Origin of the sequence: Pedobacter terrae (genome assembly GCF_036946585.1) — a bacterium.
GTDB lineage: Bacteria > Bacteroidota > Bacteroidia > Sphingobacteriales > Sphingobacteriaceae > Pedobacter > Pedobacter terrae_C.
The window spans coordinates 31108-51190 of the sequence record NZ_JAQIIV010000002.1 but is presented as its reverse complement, the minus strand read 5'-3'; the positions used below and the strand labels follow the sequence as shown (position 1 = coordinate 51190).

Annotated in this window: 13 protein-coding genes; 8 read left to right on the top strand and 5 right to left on the bottom strand. The window is 41.4% G+C overall.

Features of this window, described 5'->3' with window-relative positions; all coding sequences use genetic code 11:
- Positions 1 to 2 precede the first annotated feature (2 nt).
- The 4 genes from PGN18_RS02760 to PGN18_RS02745 all read right to left on the bottom strand — a co-directional run bounded on the left by PGN18_RS02760 (position 3) and on the right by PGN18_RS02745 (position 6791).
- Complete coding sequence (locus tag PGN18_RS02760) at positions 3 to 3083, bottom strand: SusC/RagA family TonB-linked outer membrane protein (RefSeq protein WP_335317833.1); 3081 nt, start codon at positions 3081 to 3083, stop codon at positions 3 to 5.
- Between the two features lie 21 nt (positions 3084 to 3104).
- The gene (locus PGN18_RS02755) at positions 3105 to 4490 is read right to left on the bottom strand and encodes an IPT/TIG domain-containing protein (protein ID WP_335317832.1); all 1386 of its coding nucleotides are present in this window, start codon (positions 4488 to 4490) and stop codon (positions 3105 to 3107) included.
- Between the two features lie 1094 nt (positions 4491 to 5584).
- The gene (locus tag PGN18_RS02750; RefSeq protein ID WP_335317831.1) at positions 5585 to 6001 is read right to left on the bottom strand and encodes a VOC family protein; all 417 of its coding nucleotides are present in this window, start codon (positions 5999 to 6001) and stop codon (positions 5585 to 5587) included.
- 31 nt (positions 6002 to 6032) lie between these two features.
- Positions 6033 to 6791 (bottom strand): DUF6597 domain-containing transcriptional factor, encoded by a 759-nt coding sequence (locus PGN18_RS02745; protein WP_335317830.1) that lies wholly within the window; start codon positions 6789 to 6791, stop codon positions 6033 to 6035.
- A 138-nt stretch (positions 6792 to 6929) separates the two neighbouring features.
- Between PGN18_RS02745 and PGN18_RS02740 the strand changes: the two genes are divergently transcribed.
- On the top strand, positions 6930 to 7424 hold the full coding sequence (locus tag PGN18_RS02740; RefSeq protein ID WP_335317829.1) for a nucleoside deaminase: 495 nt from the start codon (positions 6930 to 6932) through the stop codon (positions 7422 to 7424).
- Between the two features lie 196 nt (positions 7425 to 7620).
- Here the strand turns inward: PGN18_RS02740 and PGN18_RS02735 are convergent, their stop codons facing one another.
- Positions 7621 to 9111, bottom strand: coding sequence for an alpha-amylase (locus PGN18_RS02735; protein WP_335317828.1), 1491 nt, complete (start codon positions 9109 to 9111; stop codon positions 7621 to 7623).
- A gap of 375 nt (positions 9112 to 9486) precedes the next feature.
- Between PGN18_RS02735 and PGN18_RS02730 the strand changes: the two genes are divergently transcribed.
- The 7 genes from PGN18_RS02730 (at position 9487) to PGN18_RS02700 (ending at position 19991) form a co-directional block, all read left to right on the top strand.
- A complete protein-coding gene (locus PGN18_RS02730; RefSeq protein WP_335317827.1) occupies positions 9487 to 10095 on the top strand; it encodes an RNA polymerase sigma factor in 609 nt (202 codons plus the stop codon).
- Between the two features lie 92 nt (positions 10096 to 10187).
- Complete coding sequence (locus PGN18_RS02725; RefSeq protein ID WP_335317826.1) at positions 10188 to 11363, top strand: FecR family protein; 1176 nt, start codon at positions 10188 to 10190, stop codon at positions 11361 to 11363.
- Positions 11364 to 11750: 387 nt separating this feature from the next.
- The gene (locus PGN18_RS02720) at positions 11751 to 15302 is read left to right on the top strand and encodes a SusC/RagA family TonB-linked outer membrane protein (protein ID WP_335317825.1); all 3552 of its coding nucleotides are present in this window, start codon (positions 11751 to 11753) and stop codon (positions 15300 to 15302) included.
- Positions 15303 to 15312: 10 nt separating this feature from the next.
- Positions 15313 to 16683: a RagB/SusD family nutrient uptake outer membrane protein gene (locus PGN18_RS02715; protein ID WP_335317824.1), complete on the top strand. Its 1371-nt coding sequence runs from the start codon at positions 15313 to 15315 to the stop codon at positions 16681 to 16683.
- A gap of 17 nt (positions 16684 to 16700) precedes the next feature.
- On the top strand, positions 16701 to 17669 hold the full coding sequence (locus PGN18_RS02710) for a discoidin domain-containing protein (protein WP_335317823.1): 969 nt from the start codon (positions 16701 to 16703) through the stop codon (positions 17667 to 17669).
- 27 nt (positions 17670 to 17696) lie between these two features.
- A complete protein-coding gene (locus PGN18_RS02705; RefSeq protein WP_335317822.1) occupies positions 17697 to 18833 on the top strand; it encodes a TlpA disulfide reductase family protein in 1137 nt (378 codons plus the stop codon).
- 24 nt (positions 18834 to 18857) lie between these two features.
- The gene (locus tag PGN18_RS02700; RefSeq protein ID WP_335317821.1) at positions 18858 to 19991 is read left to right on the top strand and encodes a TlpA disulfide reductase family protein; all 1134 of its coding nucleotides are present in this window, start codon (positions 18858 to 18860) and stop codon (positions 19989 to 19991) included.
- Positions 19992 to 20083: the final 92 nt, after the last annotated feature.

Genomic DNA, 20083 nt, shown 5'->3' with positions numbered 1-20083 from the left:
GCTTATAAATTAACTGATACGCCTAATGATAATGTTTTGCTCAAGGGATAAACTTTTCCGGTTGAGCTCCCTAACTCCGGATCCCAAAGTTTAAACTTGCTGAAAGTAAGCAGGTTGGTACCGATCAAAAAGAAACGGACATTGTTTAAATGCGCCCTGTTAACCAGGGTTTTGGGCAATGAATAACCGATATCTAATGTTTTTAAACGCAGGTAGGAACCATCTCTGAGCCAGAATGTTGATGCCCTGTAATTATTGGCATTTGGGCCATACGTTAAACGCGGATAATCAGCATTGGGATCTTCATTATCGCCTAAGGTCCAACGGTTACTATCGGCAATATCGCTCAATATATTTCCCCAGTTCTGGCCTAAGCTGAACATATAAACTGAGGAGCCATTGATAAAATAGGTCGACTTGCCTACGCCCTGAAAATGCACATTGATATCCAAGCCTTTCCAGCTGGCAGACATCCCGAAGCCATAAGTAAAATTAGGACGGGTTGTTGCACCAATGGCCACAATATCATTATCGTCAATCATACCATCCCCGTTAATATCCTTATATTTGATATCGCCTGGCATTACTTCGCCAAAGCTTTGCCGCGGACTATTGCGGATATCATTATAATCGGTGAACAGGCCTAAATCGATCAGTCCCCTTGCCTGGTCTACCCGGTGCCCTTCCTGAAGTTTGTAACTGTAAATGGTGTTTTCTTCATCCCTTTCAATGATTTCGTTTTTACTATAAGTGGCGTTGCCGCGAAGCGTAAAATCAACGTTATTGAGCTTTTGTTTAAAGGTAAAACTCCCGTCAAATCCATGGGCTTTTACCTTACCTACATTGGCTGATGGATTATTTTCCAGACCGACAAATCCCGGCAGAAAATTCCTGCTCATGTAAATACCGTCGCGCCTTTCCCTGAAATAATCTACCGTTCCGCTAACTTTATCGTGAAATAAAGCATAATCAATTCCGAGATCCTGTTTTGTTGCCACTTCCCAGGTCACATTTGGGGAGGCAACTGATGAGTAACGGATGCCTGTCCAGGGATTTGAAGAATCGAAATCTCCAAAATTATAACCACCTGCCGCCATCTGTTCCAGGCTATAGAGATAAGGAAAGCGGATATTACCTAAATTATCATTCCCTGTTTTTCCGTATGAATAGCGGATTTTAAACATATCTACCCAGCCCATTTTTTTTACCAGTGGCTCCTCGCCCACATTCCATGCACCGGAAATTGCCGGAAAAAATCCGAACCGGTAATCTTTATGAAAATTTTCGGAACCGGTGTAGCCGAAATTGAAGTCTACATAGTAGCGTGAATTCCAGTTATAGTTCACCCGCCCTGCAAGGCCCTGGTTGCGTCGGGCAATTCCATTTTTGAGATCGGTACCAATATTTTGGGTAAATACCCTGGAGGCCTGGCTATATTTGATTACAGCGCCAAAATTATGGGAGGCAATGCTCCGGTTATAATGGGTTTCCCATTCAAAAAATTCATTTTTGTTACCGTCTGAACCAGCCGTTTGTGTCATTTTCTGTTCTTCTTTAATGCGCTTGAATACCAGTTCGCCAGCAGTATTGCGGTAACGGTTAGCGCTCCATAACTCAGGAAATTTATAACGTTTGATGTAATTGTTGTTGTAGGTATCATAGCCGAAACGGCCTACAAAACGAAGTCCCCTGGTAATAAAATCGAGGCCCTGATTGAGGTTTAGCGTGGTTTGAATGTTATTGCTCCAGCTTTCGTTATAACCGGTCATGGTACCCTGCACCCAGGGATTAAAACGATCCATATCGTTATCCGGATTGGTGTCGCCATCATCACTGGCGGGGATTTTCCCATCCGAGTACCTGAGTGGTGAGGTGATGGCATTATAGCCCATAAGCGCTGTCCAGATGGCATCACTGCCCACACCAGGATCATTTTGTTTACGTAACGAGCCCGATACGCCTACAGTTAGCAGGGTAGATTTGGTAATGTCCATATCTACGCTTAAACGGTAAGTATATTTATTGAAACTGGCATTGGTATTGTAATCTTTCAGGGCATCATCAACCTTATACATCCCTTGTTGGTTTTGATAACTTCCCGACAAGTAATAGCGGGCCGTTTTTCCGCCTCCGCTCAGGTTAAGCATACTGCGTTGGCTTTTGGCTGCGTCCCGGAGCACCACATCCATCCAGTTTACATTAGGAAAGAGGTCCGGATCGAGCCCCAGGCGCAGGATTTCAAGCTCCGAACGCGAGAAAAGTGGTTCCTGATTACGTACAATTTTGGCTTCATTGGCCATTGAGGCGTATGTATAACCATCAACAAACTGCGGAAGTTTAGTAAGTGTGTTATAAAAGCCTTCTACTTTTGCATTGATATTCACCTTACCCTCTTTTCCCCTTTTGGTTTTAATCAATATTACTCCATTTGCTCCTCTGCTACCATACATCGCAGTTGCTGAAGCATCTTTTAATACCGAAAAAGATTCTACATCTTCGACATTGATTTCGTTCATATCACGTTCAAAACCATCAATCAATACCAAAGCCGCATTACTGGCACCAAAGGTAGATATGCTCCGTACCCAAAATTCGGAAATGCTGCCCGGCCGCCCTGAAGTTTGCATGGCCTGTATACCTGGTACCACGCCGGCAAGCGCATCGGCCATTGATGTGGAAGGATTGGATTTTAACTGATCTACATTTACCGTGGTAATGGCGCCGGTAATGGCAATCTTTTTTTCGGCACCGGTAGCCGTTACCACCACTTCGTTGAGTACACTCGCATCCGATTCCTTCAAGGTAACGTTTACCACACGTTGCTCTTTTACCAGTACTTCTTTCTTTTCGTATCCCACGTAAGAAAATACAAGGGTTTGATAGGCGGGCATTTTGATACTGAATCTACCCTCACTATCGGTAATGGCACCCAGTCCGGGCAAGTTGCTTACCGAGATACTTACTCCCGGAATGGGCAGTTTTTTCTCGTCGGTTACCGTACCCTTTACAATTACCTCCTGCGCCAGTATGTTTAGGGAAATCCCAAGCGACAGAAGGCAGGTTAATAAAATAAATCTCATCATTATAGGTGGTGTGTTTTAAAATTATTCTTCTTTAGCTATTTTGCGGATCAGCCAGTTCCCGGTATCGCCGATATAAAAGCATTTCCTGGTTTCATCATAGGTAATGGCCTGGGGATTATTGAAACGGGCCTCCGTGCGTAAATCGCCGTCGGCGTAACCACTTGTTCCGTTATTGCCACGCCCGGCAAAGGTGCTTACCCTTCCCTGTGGAGTTAAGGTGCGGATGGCGTGGTTGGCTTTGTCGCAAAAATAGAAATCGTATTGATCCCCTCCGGCAGCTTCATAATCAGGGTTTTTCACAAATACGCCTTGCACCGGGTTATTTAACCGGGCATTTGTGCCTATTCCATCGGTATAACCGGCGGTACCTGCAGCTCCACAAATGGTATAAGGGGTTTTAAAAGTCTTGGTAACCCGATCATAGTCGGTACGCATGATGAAATGTTTATCGTATTCAACCAGATAGGCGTAATCTCCAGATGGGTGCATCACCATGTACACGGCTACGGCGCTGTAAGGATTGGAGAATACCAGTTTATCCTCTTTAGTATTAAAATCATACCTGCGGATATCGCCAGCCCTAAACCTTGAATAGTAAAGTTCACCATTCTGAGGGTGTACCATCGTTCCGTTTACCCCGCGTGCATAAACTTCGATTGCTTTCTTTTGCAGAAAATTAGATTCGCGGCTAAAGATATAATTGCCATTTTTCGTGTCGCTGGAGTGATTATGAGAAACAATCATGTCCTGGTTCCCATCAATTCGCCAATTGATAATGGATACCCTGTCGAGATCTGTCCTGAAGTAACTTACATATCTCTTCTCAAAATCGATGAGGCGGCAACTGTTCACATCTGCTGAAAAGTATAAGCGGTTTGGATTTTTAGGATCAAGTGTGAGCCAGGTGATTCCTTTAAATGCACCGCAATCATTAAATGGTCCCTCTTTTTCTTCAAAATTAGAAGCCACCTGGTAGTATTTACCTAAAAAGGTAGAGACCAGCAATTTTCGGGCATAAGCAAACACCTCTTTAGATATTGCCTGGGCAAGTGCCTGGTTATTGCCATCAAGTATGGTTATTTTGATATCGCCATCATAGGCCTCTTCGGGGATGACACAATAAATACTATTGTTTTTTACCCCAATCACTTTAGCCACTTTTCCACCAATGGTCACTTTTATTTTCGAAATGTCATTACCGAAATTATTGCCATAAATAACCAGGTTATTCCCCACTCCTCCTTGTTTCGGATAAAAATCAGTAATCAGTACTTCTTTAGATGGATCATAAGCATCCTCCTGCTGCAATTTTTCTTGTTTACACTGCGTTAAAGAAAGTACAATCAGCCCGAGCAACATCCATTGGATCTGCCAGCGCATAGTTTTAACATTTTTTTTTGTTTTCATATACACCTATCGCTTTTCCGGCTCAAACCGGCTTGCATAAATTTAGATCGTTAACCACTTGTGGTTAGGTTGATTACCTACATCGAGGTATGCTAATGATATATTCTTTACCAGGGAATTTCAAGAAAATGTTGTTTGATATTAATGGAGTCGTTTACGAAGCAGTTAAACATATGTGCCTAAAATTGCAGGCATAGAAATCCCTTTCGACTTTAAATACAGTGTCGATATTAAGTTTAAAAGCCCCAACAGATCTGGCCTAAATATGATTGCTGCATGCCATAATACAATTGCGTTGCTGCAGCCGCAAACATCAAAAAAGCACTAAAACGTTTTTACAAAAACAGGCGCTTTGCGTTTACCAACCACGAATTGCCGTTTGATAATGATTAAACGTTAATTTGCGCCAGGCAGTAATTTTTAGCATGATTCGTTTAGTGCGTAAACCAGCATCGTTGATGGTTAGCCCCTGCAATATCGTAAAAGGCCAGTTGACTGCATTTTACTAGACAATAAATGTGTTTAGAATAGATAGGTAGTTGTTGAGCATCATATCAATTTAGTTTTCGTTTCCCTGGTTATCAATATATTAAGTTAAGGCGTTGATGATCAGCCATCTGAAATGAATATTTGTTTTCTCATAATACATGTTGAAACTGCAAAAAGCATCGTGTTGCTTATTGAAAACTTGCAGTAAGGTTTGTTATTTGGTTAATTGAAATCAAAGTAAAGGAATACTGATTTTATTATCTGTTCAATATTTTGTCGATTTGTCTCAACTTAGCAAAGTAGCCTCATTCAATTATCATTATCTGTCAATTTCGCTGCAAATTCAATTGGTGTGCAAAAATTTGAAAGCAGATTATTTAAAGCAAACAGCTATTTTCAAAGAAATTATTTAACATTCAGCCGAATATCGTTCAGGTAAAATCAAATATGATATCTGGAGTAACAAGTGAAACAGATGAAGCAAATAAATTGGATGTTAAACAACCATTAATCAAAGAGGCTTAGCATTTAAGCGTATGAAATTAAAAAAAACATGAAATAATCGTAGTGGTTCATTTTTCATCTTTTGGAGACGGATCATCGTGTCACGTTAACAGCTGATTAAAATCAACAGGCTTTTTAGCCTTAGTACTAAAGGGATTTACACTGATCTCGATCATTAAATTTTCATAATAAAAATAAAAACCAAAGGTGTTCCGGATCTTTCTGGGTTCACCATCCATCATAACATAAGATTCATTTTTAATGTTGTTAAATACCTGGTGCACCGCGGCCTCATCTTCCTTATAAAATCCGATATGAAAGTTAGCGGGATAATCTGGTAGTTTATCCTCGTTGTTCAACACCTGCCCCCAGATAACCAGCGCAAAATTTCCGTTGTTCTGCATCACGGCCATTTTACTGTTGCGGTTGGTGACCAATTCAAAGTCTAAATATTTTTGAAAAAGTTCAATAGCATGATTTACATTTTTTACAACCAGGTTAATGTGATTTAATTCCATATTGTTTTGCGTTTTAACTGACAAAACAAAATTAACAACAGTCCATAACGGTCAATTGTATAAATCGGTCATTTTTATTCCAGGCCAATACAGTTGGTTTTGATCCTGAAAATTTCTTTACTGCTTTGATAAAATGAGATTGGTCTGCATAGTCTAATTCTGGGTATAAACTGCCTAATTTTAATTGTTTGAGAGCATTTGAAAATTTTATAATATCAATATAGTTTTTTAGCGTTATCCCAAGCCATTTTCTAAAATACCGATTAATTGATCTGGCCGTCCATCCGATAGCCTTTGCCAGGGCCTCTACCTTAATCTCGCCATTATATTGGTTTATCAGTTCAAATAGGCGTAACCGGCGTTGGTCGATGTTTCTGTTCATCAGGTGAGTAACAGTTGTACAGGTTTTATCATAGAAAGCTGAAAAGTCATCCATATCCGCTTTGCAAAAGCCTATAAAATGGTCTTCAAATACATGTCTTTTATTATGGAGGTCAGCGAAAGACTCTTTAAACAGGTATTCTGCAGCTGTAGGGTAAAAACTGACAGCAAACATCCGTGATTTGGGAAAGGCAGGTTTTCGGATTGGCTCATCACAAATACCACTAATAAAAATTTCAAAATGATCTTGCTGATTTAAAAAAAGGAACAGATCTATTTTCCCATCTGGAAGAATAATCCCCTCTATACTTTCCTCCGCAGCATTTGTCAGCATCCATATGCTTTCAATAAGATGGTTTAAACTTGCAGGAGGCCGCTTTGAAAGGTATGAAATTTGATGTTTCGACATACAAACTTAAACTGGAACAGGCATATATTGCAAAACTATGATTTTTTATTTTCCTATTGTTACGCATCATATGCCAATCATCGCTAATAGCGATTAGCGCTTTACTAAACCAATAGCAAAAAAGAGTGTTGTTTAAGGATGGAAATACATGAAAAGTTTATGGCAAAAGCCATTGCATTATCCGAACAAAATCTTCGGTCGTTAAAAGGAGGGCCGTTTGGGGCTTTAATTGTACGTGATGGTAAAATCCTGAGTGCTGAAGCCAATTCAGTGACGCAGGACTGCGATCCAACTGCCCATGCAGAAATAAATGCAATCAGGCAAGCAGCAAAAAAAATCGGAAAAGCCGACCTGTCTGGTTGCACAATCTACACCAGCGCCGAGCCTTGTCCGATGTGCTTAAGTGCCATATACTGGTCAAATATCAAACAGGTATACTATGGAAATACCAGAACTGATGCCGAATGGGCAGGCTTTGGTGATCAATTTATTTTGGATGCCTTACAGGAACCGATAGATAAACAACCAATAGCCTTTGAAAGGATTATGCCCGGAGAAGCCATAAGAGCATTTGAACAATGGCGCGCGGGAGGAAAAATGATGGAAGATAAAGTTAAAGATGGATCATTATAATTACTTCGCAATTTGCAAATTAAGATGGCAAAGATTATACCTCTGAAGATGATCAGTTATTATAAAAACAGAATATAACATTAATTAACAACCCGCCCTATGGGCACCCCTCCTTAATAAGGAGGGGAGTAAACCACTGCATGCTGTAACCTATTTACATCTTAAATCAATAAGAGATTTCAGATCTGAACATTTATTAATCTGCTTTCAGGGTATAAACTGACACCGAGCCTGCTTCACAATAAAATTCTGCCCATCCATCCTGGTCTATGGTGATTTCTTTGTCGCAATGTCCCAGATAATCAATGAAAATCCTGCCTGCAAACCCGGCGCCCATTTCCATACGTTTATTCCCAGCTTCACCGTTTGATAGAACCACCGCATGGCCCGAACCCTGGTGGTCCTCATCTCCCGAGCGTGTCCAGCCAATACAACTTGGATGATCAAAATAATCGCGTTGAAAACCATAGGCGAATGTTTTCCTTAACTGTAGCAATGCCTCCAGCTGAGGAAGTGCCGCCATGGTTACCTCATGGTCTTTTCCATCATCTCCTTTGTCGCTATAGGCCGATCCGTATACATCTGCATAAAAAATGCAAGGATATCCTGCTTCACGAAGTAAAATGATTGCATAAGCATGCGCCCTGAACCATGGCTCTACTGTCTGTTCCAGGGATTGGAGTGGTTGGGTATCGTGGTTTTCAACCAACGTTACGGCAAGCTCTGGTCTCATTGAAACAAGTGATCCATTCAATATGGTGCTTAGGTCGTATTGTTCGCCTTCCTTACTGGCACGAGAGAAATTTGCCTGAAGACTCGCATCAAATAACGACATACGGCCCTGGGTAGCATCGATATAATCAAGCATGGCCTGCGGATCGTATGGTGACCAATATTCGCCCACCGTAAACAGTTCTTTTCCTGTTTCAGCCCGAAGATAGTCCAGCCATTCATTGTAAAAATCAGCAGGCATGTGTTTAATCGCATCCAAACGCAGCCCATCAAAACCTGTGGTTTGATAAAACCACAGCCCCCAGCGTTTAAGTTCTTCTCTTACGGCAGGATTCCGAAAATCGATATCCGTAAGCATCAGGTAATCATAATTTCCATTTTCTGTATCGAGCACATCTTCCCATCCCGATCCATATTGATTTTGAATACTGTATACCGCCGATTCCTGGGTACGGGCATCGTAATCTACACCGGTAAAACATTGAAAATCCCATTGAAATTCAGAATATTTCCCTCCACGCCCTGGATAGGTAAATTTGGTATAGGCATCAATCTCAAAAGGTTCGGATATGAATTCATTTCTGTTTTCGGGATTTACCTTGCGTACCATCACCGGCTCATGGTCATCTGCCCCACCAATATGGTTCAGCACAATGTCTACATAAACATTTATACCGGCCTGCTGCGCTGATTTAATCGCCTCCAGATATTCCGCTTTTGTGCCATATTTAGTGGCAATGCTTCCTTTTTGGTCAAACTCGCCAAGATCATATAAGTCATAAGAATCATAACCAGTTGAATCTTTGCCATCCATGCCTTTATGCGCTGGAGGTAGCCAAATGGAGTCTATCCCCATTTCTTTTAATTTAGCAGCATCTTGTTGTACCTTTTTCCAAAGGCTGCCGTCGTTGGGATAGTACCATTCAAAGTACTGCAACATCGTATGATTTTCCATCTTTAAATAAATTTAGTAGAGCATATACCTTGCAAATGGTGTTATTGTTTTGAAATTCACCAATACTTGATTAATTTGTTTAGTAATAGGCAGTTTTGAGATACAGATGACTAACAGCCATGCCGTTCCAGCGTGGAAATAGAATAGTGGAATACCAAAATGGCCACAACGTTTGTTTAGTGTTTTGTATAATCCTAAACAGATCGCCCAGGCTGAAATAAAAGTACAATGAGCTACTTAACTAGTGACACTAAATTAAACAAAGTTGATTATTTATATAGGCTGCTAGGTAATTATTGCTCGTTTCATAAAGTTTTTCGATTTTTTGGATAACTTAGCATCAAGTTACTAGTTGATTTTGGGAAATGGCCAATAATGGGTAAAATAATTCAGAAATTACATAACGAGACCGAGCTTTTTGCAAAACTTGCTATTGGCGATGAGCAATCTTTCGACATTATTTATCGCCATTATGTAAAACGGTTATTTCCATATGTTGAAAAACTGGTAAAAGTTCCGGAACTGGCCGAAGAATTGGTTCAAGAGATTTTTGTTCAGATATGGATCAACAGACTTGCATTTTCAAACGTACAGCACCCCACAGCCTATCTTTTTAGCATTGCGAACAGACAGGCACTGAAATACCTAAAAAAGATTGCAAATGATGAGCGGATTTTACGGCGCATTACGAGCCATATTGAGCCATCCAGAAACGAAACCGAAGAACAAATAGTATTACGCGAAAGCATTGAAGTGATTAAAGAAGCCGTTGCACAACTTCCTGATCAACGCCGTTTGATATGGGAGCTGAGCAGAAATGAGGGGCTTAGTCATGACCAGATTGCAGCAAAACTTAATATCTCTAAAAATACGGTCAAAAATCAAATGGTCCATTCCCTTAGGTATGTACGTGAATTTCTCAGCAAACGGGACATCTCTCTACCCATGTTAATAATTATTTCACTGATTAACAGGAAAATATAAATCTTTTCTATTTTAGAATAGTCCCTTATAAGCAATTATCGTACTTATCAATTGAACAGCGAAAAATAAATCACTGGCTATATTGATATCAAATGCAAAAAGAATCCTCTGCTATTGAATTACTCTTTAAAAAATACACCCGGGGCGAGGCTACAACCGAAGAAACCCATCGGCTTTTTAAACTCATTGGTTCAGACAGGCATGATCTTGAAATTAGTGAGCTTTTAGCCTCCGAGTTAGACCATACCGCTCCTGCCGGTAAATACGAAACTAACTGGGAAAAATCGTTAATTCGTATTAAAGAGCAAGCTTTCCAGCCCAAGCGAGGTGTGTTCAAAAGAAAGTACATCAGGCTGTGGCCCCGGATTTTAACGGCTGGTGCAGCAATCTTAATCCTTAACCTTGGAATCAATCATTTCATGTCAAGGCAAACCGTCCATAGTTACGAACATTTAACGCAAAATGATATCGCGCCAGGCAGAATTGGTGCAACCTTAACACTGGCCAATGGCAAAACCATAAATTTAGGAGATATAGGCGATGGAGAATCGATCGAGGAAAATGGCATCATGATTTCTAAAACTGCGGATGGACAATTGCTATATCAAAGCCGTCCAAACAAAAATGATGCACAAGATCTGCACACCTTATCTACTGCCCTGGGCCAAACCTTTACCCTTACTCTTCCGGATCAAACAAAAGTGTGGTTAAATGCCGCCTCGAGTTTAACCTACCATAGCACGCTCAAAGGTAAGGGCGCACGGCGGGTTCAACTTAAAGGGGAGGCCTATTTTGAGGTAGCCAAAGATAAAACCCGCCCTTTTTTAGTGGAAAGTGGAACGCAGACGGTTGAAGTATTAGGTACGCATTTTAACGTTAATGCCTATGCTGATGAAAGAACGTATCGAACAACTTTGCTGGAAGGTCGCGTCAAAATTACAGATCATGCTCAAAGCAGAATATTGCTTCCCGGATACCAGGCTGCTACTTTAAACGGGGAGATCAGATTAAGCCAGGTGGATACGGACTTTGCCGTAGCCTGGAAAAGCAACAATTTTACATTCGATCGCCTCGACATTAAGGAAATTATGCGAATGATAGCCCGGTGGTACGATGTGGAGGTCATCTACAAAGAAGAGATTCCTTCTGGCAAGTTTTGGGGATCCGTATCACGGTTCGACCATATCTCTCAAGTATTGATTCCGCTCGAAGCCACAGGAAATGTGCATTTTAAAATCGAAGGAAGAAAGGTGTATGTCTATCGATAATCGCAATTGGGTAAATCAGCCGCTGCATATCACGGAAAATTAATTACTAATAATCAATTAACCACCAAACAAACTTAAACTAATGAAAGGAATGATACGAAAGCTATACTAAACAACATTTAACTGGAGGTAACCATACCCTGATTGCAGTCAGGATATGGTAAATACTGGCCTCGAAAAAATTATCCACGATTTGCAGATGCTAAAGTTAAACTGACAATTGCATCATGCATTAACCAGACAATCAAACTTAGACAATAATGCGCACTAAAGCAATATTGATGGTATTTCATTGTACCGTTAAGTCCCTGTCGCAACCTAAATAATGTGTTAAAAAAACTAAAAATTAAACCGGATATGCCCAGGTATATCCATAAAATTTGGCTGATGATGCGATTAACCACCGTAATTTTAATAGCCGTGCTGGTGCAGGTAAGTGCCGCCGGCTTTGCCCAGAAAATCAGCTTAGACAAGTCAAAGGCCTCGCTGGAAGAGGTAATTAAAAGCCTTCGTATACAGAGCGGGTACAATTTTGTAGTGCCTGGCGATTTACTGGACGATGCAAAAGCGGTTACCATCAAGGTGCAAAATGCAGACTTCAAAAAGGTATTGGAACAGATTTTCGAGAGCCAACCCATTGCATACGAAATCAACAACAACACGGTAACATTGAAGTCCAAGCCGAAAACTATTTTTGAAAATATCTTTGAGCGATTACTGTCCATCACCGTAACCGGAAAAGTAGTGGACGAACTTACAGGAAGTCCGCTGGCTGGTGCCAACATCATAGTGAAGGGTCAAAAGCAATTTACGCGTACTGGAGCTGATGGTACTTTTTTGCTTCAAAATGTTAATGAAGATGCCATTCTGCTTATCAGTTATATTGGGTACACAACCAAAGATGTTAAAGCTGTAAAAGATCTTGGTGTGATCAGACTGGGCGTTGATGTTGGCAAATTAGAAGATGTAGCGGTTACCGTGAACACTGGTTACCAGCGGATAAAACCAGAACAGAGTACCGGTTCGGTTGCTCAACTCGGCACAAAAGAATATGAATCGAGGGTAAGTTCCAATTTCCTGGACGGATTGGTAAACAGATTGCCTGGATTACTCGTTAATAATGACGTTCAGTTTACGAGCACGGTACCAGGCAGCGGACAATCAACACGGCCGCTGTTTAATATCCGTGGTATTTCCACCATGTCGGCCAACCAAAGTCCTTTAATTGTTGTAGACGGCTATCCAACGGAACTGACACTGGAAATGATCGACCCCAATGAGATCAAATCTGTTACCATCCTTAAAGATGCGGCTTCAGCAACCATATACGGTGTAAGGGCATCCAATGGTGTAATCATTATCGAAAGAAAACAGGCCAATCCCGGAGCAGCACAGTTCAATTTCAGAACGACACTAGGTTTAAGACCCAAGGAAAATTATGGCCGTTACCGATGGGATCCCCAGGCATCAGCTATTAATGCCAGCTACCTACGGGAAAGACAAGCACTGATTATCACACCAACCAGCTGGCCTTCCTTATATGGAACAGCATCGGGTGTAGGTGGAAATGTTAGGCGCTCTACTCCTTACTACATCCAGGCACAGCTTGCTGCTGGTATTATTACCTCTGAACAGGCCGAAAGCTCATTTGCCGAACTGGCAAATTATGACAACCTGGATGATTATAGCCGATTATTCCTAAGAACTGCAGCAACGCAAACCAATACGTTAAATGTTTCTGGTGGTACGCCTAATGCACTGTATTATATTACGGCCAATTACACCAATAATCGGGACAATAGAATTTTAAACGACAATAACCGATTTTTATTAACCGGCCGTACCACACTAAAGTTAAGTAGAAAATTGAGCCTGGAACTCACCACCGAATACCAGGAACAACGCACGAATGGCGCACCAGTGCCTGGTCCGGCCGATTTTGCAGGTTACGAACGTTATGAAGATGTGAACGGTAACCCTGCTCCCATCATTTCCAGAAGTTATGCGCCTGTATTCAATACCGTACTTTTATCCCAGGGTTTGTTAGACCAGAACTATTATCCGCTGATTGATGCGCAGTTAGTGAATGATAAAACGCAAACATTGAACAGTAAAACCATTGCTAACTTTAACTACAACCTTGGAAAGGGCTTTAATTTTCTGTTTGGAGGAGTATATGAAACCTCCAGGTCAGAAATCAGGCATTTAGCCGGGCGTGGTTCTTCAGAAGTGAATGCCTGGGTGAATAACTATACGGTTACGCCTACAACCGCCAATCCCTCGCTGGCTTTCAAAAGAAACCTGCCTGATGGAGATTTCCTTCGGCAGCAAAACGCCAGCAATACCGGATATACTGCCCGTACCCAATTGAACTTCAATAAAATAATCGGGAATCATTCATTAAATGCCATAGCAGGGGGCGAATTGCGAAATATCATCAGCAAAGGTAATTTGGCTTCTTACTTTGGTTACAACGACCAAAGCTTGTTGCAACAACCTGTAGATTATGCTTCCATTTTTGGCGGCCTGGCTGCCGTACGCGGCACACTGGTTACGAGCAATATGCTTGGACAGCTGACTGACTTCTTTAATCAATCCTATAACGAGGATCGGTTTTTATCTGCTTTCTCAAATGTGGTTTATTCCTTTAAAAATAAATATTCATTATCGGGAAGTATTCGTATCGATCAATCCAACCTGTTTGGTAGCGACCCTAAATATAAATACAAGCCATTATGGTCGGTCGGTGCAGCCTGGAACATCCACCAGGAGAGCCTCTTGAGCAGGCTGAACTGGCTTCACCAATTGAAGTTGCGGAGTGCTTTTGGCTTTAATGGAAATGTGGCGAAGCTTTCGCTTCCACAGGTTATTGCGCAGGCTCAAAATAATACACAAAATACCCCAACACTAAGCTCCCTGATATTGGTATCGAACGCCAACACCGGGCTACGTTGGGAACAAACTGCAAACTTTAACCTCGGTCTTGATTTCAGTATTTTTAAAAATATTAGCGGCAACATAGATTATTATACCAAGAAAACAACTGATGTGATGGGCAACTCGTCCATTGATCCAACTTTGGGTGCTCCATCAGCTTTGGTCAATTATGCCAGCATCAGAAATAATGGATTGGAATTCAGTTTAAAAGCAGACTGGATAGCCAATAAAAACTTTAACTGGAATACGGGTGTGGTGATTGCCAAAAACAGCAGCAAAGTACTTGATGTTTATCGAACCGGACGCTACGATCCACAAATAATAGATGTGTTGGGTTTTGTAAGTGGTTATCCTGTAGGTGCAATGTTCTCCTATAACACCAAAGGCCTAAATAACGAAGGACATCCGATTATTTTAGATCCAAATGGCACTGAATACGTGGTAAATACCAGTAGCTCAACCAGCGCGCTGGCGATCGCCATGTCAAATAAAGATTCCGGACTGGTACAATATTCTGGCACTACGGTTCCTAGCATTAATGCCGGATTGAGTAACCGTATAGATGTAGGTAATTTCTATTTCTTCGCCATGATAAATTACTATGGAGGATTTAAAGTACGGGTACCCAGACCTACTCCGGCAGACATACGGCCTTTAGAAGGTTCCAACAACTTTTGGCGGGTTGCGGGCGACGAGTTGAAAACAGACATTCCCAATCTGGTTGACTTAAACAGTGCAAACCCTTCATGGGCTTACCGGTACAATAGTAATTACGTGGTACATGGCGATTATCTGACCATCGGAGATATTACAGCTTCCTATCGGCTAAATGACCTCAATTTTATTAAAAAGGCTGGCTTCAAGAATTTCGAAATCAAGGCGCAGGTCTCGAATCTCTACACGGTTGGATTTAACCGTTACAATTATAGTCCGGGTACCGGAAGTTACGCTAAATCATACGTAACCCCTACCTATACACTGGGCTTATTCACTAATTTCTAAAATTATACGGATGAATATCATTAAATATATGGGCGTGTTATCGCTCATTTCAGGACTGCTTCTAAGCGGTTGCGATAAATACCTGGATGTTGAGCCGAAAGGAAAGCAATTACTGAAAACGACAAACGACTATGACCTTTGGTTAAATAGTTTGGTTTTCACCACTGAAACTGAAACCAATATTCTGAATTACATGACAGATAACATCGATTTGCCAAATGTAGGTAATCCACCTACTTCTCTGGGAGATTTGATTTATACCTGGGCACCACAGTTTACCACAGATATCACAGCAGTCACCTATCTTTGGGGCGACCACTACCGTAGAATTAGCCTATACAATACGGTACTGATAGGTATAGATGCTGCCCAGGGCGGTACCGAATCACAAAAGAATAGCCTGAAAGCGGAAGCTTTATTAGGCCGCGCACATTCTTACTTTTACCTCGTAAACGAATATGCCAAACCTTACAATGCTGAAACTGCGGCCACCGATTTGGCTGTACCTTATGTAATCTCTGATAATGTTAGCCAAAAGGCACCGCCAAGAAGTACCTCTGCTGAAATTTATCAACATATCATCAACGACATCAATGAGGCAATTCCCAATCTGCCGGCTGATAACAGCAACGCCAGGTTTAGAGGTTCAAAGGCCGCGGCATACAGTGTGCTGGCCAGGGTTTACCTTTATAGGAGAGAATATGCTGAAGCGCTACGTTATGCAGAGCTGGCTTTGGCAAACACCCGCGCAACCATGATTGATTTAACGACCCCATCAGGTTTTCCAACTACCGTAAATGTGGTATCACATCCTGATGTGATCTACGGTAAGGGCACAAATGCCGCTGGATTGCCCCTGGCTCAGGAATTAAAGAGTACGTTCGCAGCGAACGATGCGAGAAAGACTGTGCTATACTTGAATTGGGCAAGTAATGTAAGAGGATCAACTCAGTTTTACGCTGCCGCAGTTACCCCGGCTTTTCAACTCACCAATACCGGTACTACCGTACAGGAAATGCATTTGATTGCTGCCGAATGTGCAGCAAGAGCCAACAATTTGACGGTTGCGCTTGGCCACCTGAATGAAGTTCGTAGAAATCGACTTACTGGTACACCGGTCTCAAGCAGAGATTTCAACTCAGAAAGCCAAACGGCAATATTGGATGAGGTACTGGCAGAACGCAGAAGGGAATTACCTTTTCACGGCCTCCGCTGGTTCGATATGCGCAGATTAGACATGGAAAACAGAATGCCTTCCATAACCAGAATTAATGCGCAAAACGTTGCCATTGCCACGCTTGAACCACACAGCAGTAAATATACACTTCAAATACCGGTGCAAGTATTGGCCTATAACCCAGATATGGTACAAAATCCATAACCACTAAAACTCAGAAAATGAAGATATCTAAATTTAATATACTGGCAATCTGCACAATTTTAATGCTTTACCTATCATGTAAAAAAGAGAAAGTGACAAGAGAACTCCTCCCAGATGGAAGTATTGCCTTTGATTTACCAGCAGCGTCAGACGTTGTGACGAGACCGCTGGACATCAAAAATACAGCTGTAGTTAGCGTAGAGATAAAAGCCATTTTACAAGGCAGCAGCTCTGCTGATGTACACTATGTTACCTTTGCACCTGATACGAGTAAAATCAACGACTATAGAGCAAAGTATGGAAGTAATGCACTATTGCTCCCTACAACAAGTTATCTTTTTTACAAACCAACTGTGGCTATCCCAGCTGGAACAAATGTCTCAGAGGCTGCAGTATTAAATCTTGGTTTCCAAACTACCCTCAAAAAGTTTAGTACCTATGTGTTACCGCTTACCATTGCATCAATAGATGGACAAAATCAGGATCCAAAGACACGCAAAGTCATTTATTATATATTTAACACCGGCGATGCACTTTACGTAGACCATACCGGTTTTACGCTTACCGCAACAGCTTCCTCAACGGGGGGCGTAAATGTTGCAGGGAGAGCCATCGATGCCAATACCACCGGAACTTATTGGTTAAGTGCTACTACAGCGTCGCTGCCGCAATTTGTAACCGCAGACTTTGCCAGGGAAGTTACTTTCTCGGGATTAGATTACTTTATCCCAACCGTTGTAACACCAACAACCGGAGGCTATACTACCTCTGCCAAGATAGAAACGAGCAGCAATGGCACTACCTGGATTGATAAAGGCACCTATGAGGTTAATGTAACCAACGCGGCCAGAAAACAGACCATTAATTTACCCTCGTCAACCACCGCAAGATATTTGCGTTTTACGATTTTAACTGCAACTCCATTTATTCAATCAGGCACCAGCTATAGCGTAGGTTTTGTGGGTGGAATTGTTTTGAGGAACTAACCGAAAATCTTATTTAAAATAATTAACATGAAAAAATTACTGATTCCAATCTTGATGCTGTTACCTTTCGTGGTAACCGCCCAAAAAAATTATACCATTAAGGGAAATATGCCCGCACTAAAAGAACCGGCAAAGGCTTACTTGGTAACACTCCAGGCAGATAAATGGAAAGAAACCGATTCTGTTGAAATTAAAAACGGGAAATTTGAGTTTACCGGGCGTGTTAATGAACCGCAAGAGGCGCTGATCGCCATTAAGCCGCTCCGCTTGCAACAAGGCGCAACACCCGGCGACACTAAACGTTTTTTCCTGGAAAATGCTGCGATTACTTTTGATGGGACAGACTCCGTTAAAAATGCAAAAGTGAGCGGTTCGGTAGCTGACCGCGAAAATAGCGAGCGGGAGGCGATGGTCAGTAAGGTAACAGCAAAAATAATGATGTTGCAAAAGGAATATGGCAAAAAAGCTACTGATGGAACATACCTGAAACCTGTTGCAGAGCGCAAAATGGCAGCTGATAGCATACAAAAACTGGTTGCTCAAAACAGGGCAATAAATATGAAGTTTGCCGAAGACCATCTGAATTCATTTGCAGGCTTATATGCGTACAATATGTATGTGCTTGACAGTAAATTCGAAGCAGCACAAGTAGAACCTTTGTTTCATAAATTCTCTCCCGAACTAAAATCATCACCATTAGGAAAAAAAACGGCAGAAAAAATTGAAGTTGGGAAAAGACGTCAAACGGGGTCCAAGGTAACCGATTTTACCCAAACTGACATTAATGGAAAACCATTCAAACTTTCTTCGTTAAAAGGAAAATATGTATTGGTAGATTTTTGGGCAAGCTGGTGCCTTCCCTGCCGTGCAGAAAATCCCAATGTGGTAAAAGCCTATAACGCCCTCAAAGATAAAAACTTCGAGATCGTTAGCGTATCACTAGACTATCCCGGAGGACAAAAAGTATGGGAAGAGGCGGTAAAAAACGATGGCATGCCATGGATCCATGTCAGCGATTTAAAAGGCTGGAAAAACGAAGTTGCCCTGATGTATGGAATCAATGCTGTACCACAAAATGTTTTGGTTGATCCTCAAGGGGTGATTGTGGCAAAAAATCTTCGTGGCGAAAACCTGTTGGATCAGCTTAAGAAATTCATCAATTAATAAAAAAACAGATTTCAAAAAACGATGAAAACCAATCTAATAAACATTCTTGTGCTATTTACCTGTCTGATTACCGGCAAAACGATGGCACAAGATAAATTTACCATTAATGGTACATTGCCTAAAGCAGGAACTGAGAAAATGGTACTGTTGACCTTTATTAACGCTAATGGAAAAAGCATTATAGACAGTACCATTTTAACCAACGGAAAATTTGTATTTAAGGGGAATACCGCTTTCGGGAATAAAGCTTATCTGGAATTAAAAGCGATTAAAAAAGATGCTTCAAAAAGAACGAATCCTGATTTTATAGATTTCTATCTGGAAAAGGGAACAACAACATTAAAGGGTGTTGACAGCATGGCCAAGGCTAGCATTACAGGCACAAAAGTACAAAACGAATACAATCAGTACAATGCACAAACAGCCAGGTTAATTGCTCAATTTAAAGAAATCAGTGCCCGATTTGCAAAGGTTTATTACGCAAAAGTTAAAGATTCAGTAGAAATAAAAAGGATACAGGCAGAAGCAAAGCCTATACATGCCAAAATTGAAGCTGCGCTGGATTCATTTATTTTTAATCATCCGGATTCTTACGTGACTGCAGATCTGATTCATCAAAATAAAATGGCGGTCATTGATGTGGTTAAATTTGATCCTTATTATCAAATCTTAACGCCCCGGGTACGTGCCAGCTTTACCGGGAAAAAAATTACCGACAAGTATGACAAAGCAAAGCAATTTGCAGTAGGCAAATCGATTGATTTTACGTTGCCAGATAAAGATGGAAAAGAATTCAAATTATCATCACTCAAAGGAAAGTATGTACTTGTTGACTTTTGGGCCAGCTGGTGTGTGCCCTGCCGTGCGGAAAATCCATTTTTACTGAAAGCATACCATGAACTGAAAGATAAAAATTTTGAAATTGTGGGCGTTTCACTTGATGACACAAAGGCGGCCTGGATGAGAGCCGTTGAGCAGGACAAATTACCATGGACTCAAGTGAGCGATGTGAAGGGTTTCAAAACAGAGGTAGCGGTGCGCTTCGGTATTACTGCTATCCCCCAAAACGTACTGATTGATCCGGCCGGAAAAGTAATTGCAAAAGATTTAAGGGGTGAAGATGTAAATAAAAAGATAGCGAGCTTTATCAAATAGCGATAAAACACCTGCTCATAGGACTGTAAACCAGGTCAGAGTCCAATACCTGTTCTCAACCCGATTAAGTGCGCAGACCTGGTCAAACTGGA

Coding starts and splice junctions, on each gene's coding strand:
- PGN18_RS02760 (WP_335317833.1), bottom strand. CDS start 3,083: ATGATGAGATTTATTTTATTAACCTGCCTTCTGTCGCTTGGGATTTCC.
- PGN18_RS02755 (WP_335317832.1), bottom strand. CDS start 4,490: ATGAAAACAAAAAAAAATGTTAAAACTATGCGCTGGCAGATCCAATGG.
- PGN18_RS02750 (WP_335317831.1), bottom strand. CDS start 6,001: ATGGAATTAAATCACATTAACCTGGTTGTAAAAAATGTAAATCATGCT.
- PGN18_RS02745 (WP_335317830.1), bottom strand. CDS start 6,791: ATGTCGAAACATCAAATTTCATACCTTTCAAAGCGGCCTCCTGCAAGT.
- PGN18_RS02740 (WP_335317829.1), top strand. CDS start 6,930: ATGGAAATACATGAAAAGTTTATGGCAAAAGCCATTGCATTATCCGAA.
- PGN18_RS02735 (WP_335317828.1), bottom strand. CDS start 9,111: ATGGAAAATCATACGATGTTGCAGTACTTTGAATGGTACTATCCCAAC.
- PGN18_RS02730 (WP_335317827.1), top strand. CDS start 9,487: ATGGGTAAAATAATTCAGAAATTACATAACGAGACCGAGCTTTTTGCA.
- PGN18_RS02725 (WP_335317826.1), top strand. CDS start 10,188: ATGCAAAAAGAATCCTCTGCTATTGAATTACTCTTTAAAAAATACACC.
- PGN18_RS02720 (WP_335317825.1), top strand. CDS start 11,751: ATGATGCGATTAACCACCGTAATTTTAATAGCCGTGCTGGTGCAGGTA.
- PGN18_RS02715 (WP_335317824.1), top strand. CDS start 15,313: ATGAATATCATTAAATATATGGGCGTGTTATCGCTCATTTCAGGACTG.
- PGN18_RS02710 (WP_335317823.1), top strand. CDS start 16,701: ATGAAGATATCTAAATTTAATATACTGGCAATCTGCACAATTTTAATG.
- PGN18_RS02705 (WP_335317822.1), top strand. CDS start 17,697: ATGAAAAAATTACTGATTCCAATCTTGATGCTGTTACCTTTCGTGGTA.
- PGN18_RS02700 (WP_335317821.1), top strand. CDS start 18,858: ATGAAAACCAATCTAATAAACATTCTTGTGCTATTTACCTGTCTGATT.